The sequence below is a fragment of the Streptomyces murinus genome (assembly GCF_002154555.1).
In the GTDB taxonomy this organism is placed as follows: Bacteria; Actinomycetota; Actinomycetes; order Streptomycetales; family Streptomycetaceae; genus Streptomyces; species Streptomyces murinus.
This window is the reverse complement of the sequence record NZ_MUNF01000501.1, coordinates 1-4171: the sequence shown is the minus strand read 5'-3', so window position 1 is coordinate 4171 and position 4171 is coordinate 1. Positions and strand designations below refer to the sequence as shown.

Annotated in this window: 4 protein-coding genes; all 4 read left to right on the top strand. The window is 68.6% G+C overall.

The window, feature by feature from the left end:
• Positions 1-105: 105 nt before the first annotated feature.
• The gene (locus tag CCN72_RS27895) at positions 106-1404 is read left to right on the top strand and encodes a S53 family peptidase (protein ID WP_086810624.1); all 1299 of its coding nucleotides are present in this window, start codon (positions 106-108) and stop codon (positions 1402-1404) included.
• Between the two features lie 360 nt (positions 1405-1764).
• Entirely contained in the window at positions 1765-2073 is a 309-nt protein-coding gene (locus tag CCN72_RS27890) for a hypothetical protein (RefSeq protein ID WP_014673544.1), read from the top strand.
• Positions 2074-2197: 124 nt separating this feature from the next.
• Positions 2198-3031 (top strand): DUF8175 domain-containg protein, encoded by an 834-nt coding sequence (locus CCN72_RS27885; protein ID WP_086810622.1) that lies wholly within the window; start codon positions 2198-2200, stop codon positions 3029-3031.
• Positions 3021-4171: hypothetical protein (locus CCN72_RS27880; RefSeq protein ID WP_107430169.1), on the top strand; the 1151-nt coding region annotated here is incomplete at its 3' end. The genes CCN72_RS27885 and CCN72_RS27880, both read left to right, overlap by 11 nt.

The window sequence follows — 4171 nt, the reverse complement described above, 5'->3', positions numbered from 1 at the left end:
CTCTTGTTGTCGCGTACTCAACAAGTCATCGTCTTCGTCGTACCGCCGCACGCACCAGCAACGTCCCTGTTCCCCCCATGTCCGGAACACCTGGAGGCTGCACACATGCGTACGTCCCCCACCGCCGGAACCACGGCCACCGGCCGCAGACGCCGGATCGGCGCCGCCTTCGCGGCCGCCGCCGCGCTGGCCCTCGCCGGGTTCGGCACCGCCGTCCAGGCCGACGCCGCCACCGCCGCACCGGCCAAGGCGACCTGGGCCAAGACCCCCTGTGCCACCCCCAAGCACAAGGGCGAACTCGCCTGCAATTCGCTGCGGGTGACCGGCGGGCTCACCGCCTTCCAGAAGCAGCAGGCCGCCGACGGCATCACGCCCAAGGCCTCGACGCCCTCCGGCTACGGCCCCTCCGACCTCCAGTCGGCGTACGGCCTGACCTCCGCCGCCGCGTCCAAGGGCGCCGGCGAGACCATCGCGATCGTGGACGCCTACAACGACCCGAACGCCGAGGCCGACCTCGCCAAGTACCGCTCGTACTACGGCCTCTCCGCCTGCACCAAGGCCAGCGGCTGCTTCAAGCAGGTCAGCCAGACCGGCTCCACCACCTCGCTGCCCAGCAGCGACGCCGGCTGGTCCGAGGAGATATCCCTCGACCTCGACATGGCCTCCGCGATCTGCCCGAACTGCAACATCCTCCTCGTCGAGGCCAAGTCGGCGACCATGGCCAACCTCGGCACCGCCGTCAACGAGGCCGTGACGCTGGGCGCCAAGTACGTCTCCAACAGCTACGGCGGCTCGGAGTCCTCCTCCGACACCAGCTACGACACCTCGTACTTCAAGCACCCGGGCGTCGCCATCACCGTCTCCGCGGGCGACGAGGGGTACGGCGCCGAGTACCCCGCCGCCTCCCAGTACGTGACCGCCGTCGGCGGCACCGCCCTGTCCAAGGCATCCTCCACCACCCGCGGCTGGTCCGAGTCGGTCTGGAACACCTCCAGCACCGAGGGCACCGGCTCCGGCTGCTCCGCCTACGACGCCAAGCCGTCCTGGCAGACCGACACCGGCTGCGCCAAGCGCACCATCGCCGACGTCTCCGCCGTGGCCGACCCCGCGACCGGCGTCTCCGTCTACGACTCCTACGGCGTCACCGCCGGCTTCTACACCTTCGGCGGCACCAGCGCCAGCTCGCCGATCATCGCCGGCGTCTACGCCCTGGGGGGCACCCCGAGCAGCGGCTCGTACCCGGCCAAGTTCCCGTACGCCAAGGCCGGCACGTCCGCGCTGAACGACGTCACCAGCGGCAGCAACGGCTCGTGCGGCGGCAGCTACCTGTGCACCGCCCGTTCGGGGTACGACGGCCCGACCGGCGTGGGCACCCCCGAGGGCGTCTCGGCCTTCACCGGCTGACCGCTCGTCAACCCGCGCGTCCGCAGGCCCCGGTGGCGTCCGCCGCCGGGGCCCTCGGCCGTTTTTCGGCGCCCGCGCGTGAGACCATCGAAGCGGCTCCGCACCCGACCGGCCGTCAAAAACCGGGCCAGGGCGTAAAGGAGGTCAACGACGGAACCACGGGCCAGGTTCCGGTCGGACCTCATTGCCCGGGGTGACCTGCCGTGATACACAGAGTGACCATACGAGGTATTCGTACGAAACCCGCCAGTCAATGACGTCAAGTCGACATACGACGGCGACGTTGTCGGCGACAATGAGGCCTGACCTCTGCACACCGCAGAGGGCTCGCGGAACTACCCATCAGGGGCGGTGACTTACATGCTCTTTGCGGCCGACAAGGGAGACATCAACACCATCATCGGCGGGATCGCTCCGGACTGGGGGCCCTTCGGCAGCCTGGGCAACGAGGCCAAGGTGATGATCGAGGTGGTGATGGCGGTGGCCATCCTGCTGTGCCTCGGCATCGCGGTCTGGGGTGCGGCCAAACAGCGCATCGGGGCGACGGCACTGCGCGACACCTTCAGCGCGGAACAGGGCAAGGGCCTCATCATCGCCGGGCTCACCGGGGTCTTCATCATCGGTTCCCTGGGCACGCTGTTCACCATCGTCTACGGCATGGCGGTCTAGCGCACCCGTGTTCCCCTCCCCTTAGAGGTTGCGTCTCCCTGATGTCGAGTCACCACACCGCGCCCGCGCGGGAACCAGCACGGCTACCGTCGTATGTCTACGAGGTGGAGGGGGCGTACACGGCATGAGTCACGGAGACGAGCAGGGCTACTCCGACTACGGCGACGACACGGGCCACACCCGTACGCGCCTGCCCGACCACGACCCCTACGGCGGCGCGCCCCGCCGCCCCGGCCGCTCACCGTCCCGCGGACTCATCACGGTCGTCGGCGTCGTCGTCCTGCTGATCGCGGCAATCGCCTTCGCCAACCGCGGTGACCACTCATCGGCGAACACCTCGGCGCCCAAGGGGACACGTCCCCAAGCCGCCTCCACCTCTCCCACCGGCACCCACCCCGTGAACACCAAAACGGCCGGTATTCCCTCGGGCTTCGCCCGGACACAGCAGGGGGCGGAGAGTGCGGCCGCGAACTATTCGGTGGCGTTGGGATCCGCCGACATGTTCAACACCGCAGCGCGGCACGCTCTCGTCGAGAGGCTGTACACCCCTGATGCCGCCGCGGACAGACAATCGGCACTGGACAGTGCCTACACAAGCACGAAGTTCCTCTCCAACATCGGCCTGACGAAGGACGGCACCGCCCCGAAGGGCGAGACCTTCGTCTCCCGGGTCGTTCCCGTCGGGACCAAGACCACTGCCTTCTCGGAGGACACCGCCACGGTCGCGGTCTGGTACACCTCGCTGTTCGGTCTCTCGGGGGATGCCTCGACCAACCCGGTGACCGAGAGCTGGTTCACCACGACCTACGAGCTGAAGTGGGTCGACAACGACTGGAAGGTCAGCGACTTCCAGCAGAAGGACGGCCCCGTTCCCGTGGGCCGCGATCAGCAGGCCTCCACCGCCACGGACATGACGAAGGCCGTCGAGGAGTACGGAGGGTTCACGTATGCGCGCTAACCACCGCTTCCTCAAGATCACTGCCGTGCTCGGCACTCTGCAGACGGCCACGGTGCTTCTGGCCACGCACGCCTTTGCCGCACCGTCCCCGTCACCCACCACAAGCAGCGATCACTGCGACCTGGTGCGCGGCCCCGCCAAGCAGTACTGCGAGCAGGGCAACAACGGCTCCAAGGGCGGCACCGGTTCCGGTTCCAACCCCCTCACCGACACCCTCGACCCCCTCTCCTCCCTTGCTCAAGGTTGTGCCAAGGCGGCTTCCTGGACGATCGGGAAGCTCAGTTCGGCCGTCAAAGACACCGCCAATGTCGACTTCACCAATCAGAAGTTCCTTCAGCAGTACGCCATCGTCTTCGCCGCCTCGACCATCCTCACGCTGCTGCTCTGGCTCCTCGCCGTCGCCAAGCGCGCGGTGCGCGGCGTGCCGTTGACGACCGCGATCTCCGAGGCCGTCGGGTTCCTGTGGCTGACGGTGATGGCCTCGGCGTTCACGCCGCTGATCCTGTACACCGTCGTCTCCGCGACGGACAGCGTCACCGACGTGCTGGCGAAGGCCACCGGCGATCAGGCGGACACGTTCTTCGGCACGTTCTCCGGCGCGCTGAGCAAGGGCACCGACATCGGCGGCGGCCCCATCATGCTGATCGTCGTCTCCCTGGTGAGCATCCTCGCCGCCGGCGTCCTCTGGCTGGAGCTGGTCATCCGCGCCGCCCTCCTCTACGTCGGCGCCCTCCTCGGCACCGTCGTCTACGCGGGCCTCGTCGACAAGAACATGTGGGGCCACGTAAGGCGCTGGGCCGGCATCATGATCGCCGTCATCCTGGTCAAACCGGTGATCGTGATCGTCCTCGGCCTCGCCGGCGCCCTCTCCTCCGGCAACGGCCCCGACGCGTTCTCCGCCGTCGTCTCCGGCCTCGCGATCATCCTGCTCGCCATCTTCGCCAGCGCCGCGATCTACCGCTTCGTCCCCGGCTTCGGCGACGAGATCGCGGCCGGCCGCAACAACCGCATCATGCAGGGCGCCGAGGGCAAGGCCGCCGCCGTCATCAGCTCCCCCGCCTCCCTCGTCGCCCAGGGCATCAAGACCCACAGCACCCGCGCCGACAGCAACGCCGCCCAGGGCGGCGTTGCTGTCGGCGC

Excerpts from the sequence above, each read along its gene's own strand:
- CCN72_RS27890 (WP_014673544.1), top strand. The coding sequence starts at position 1,765 with ATGCTCTTTGCGGCCGACAAGGGAGACATCAACACCATCATCGGCGGG.
- CCN72_RS27885 (WP_086810622.1), top strand. The coding sequence starts at position 2,198 with ATGAGTCACGGAGACGAGCAGGGCTACTCCGACTACGGCGACGACACG.
- CCN72_RS27895 (WP_086810624.1), top strand. The coding sequence starts at position 106 with ATGCGTACGTCCCCCACCGCCGGAACCACGGCCACCGGCCGCAGACGC.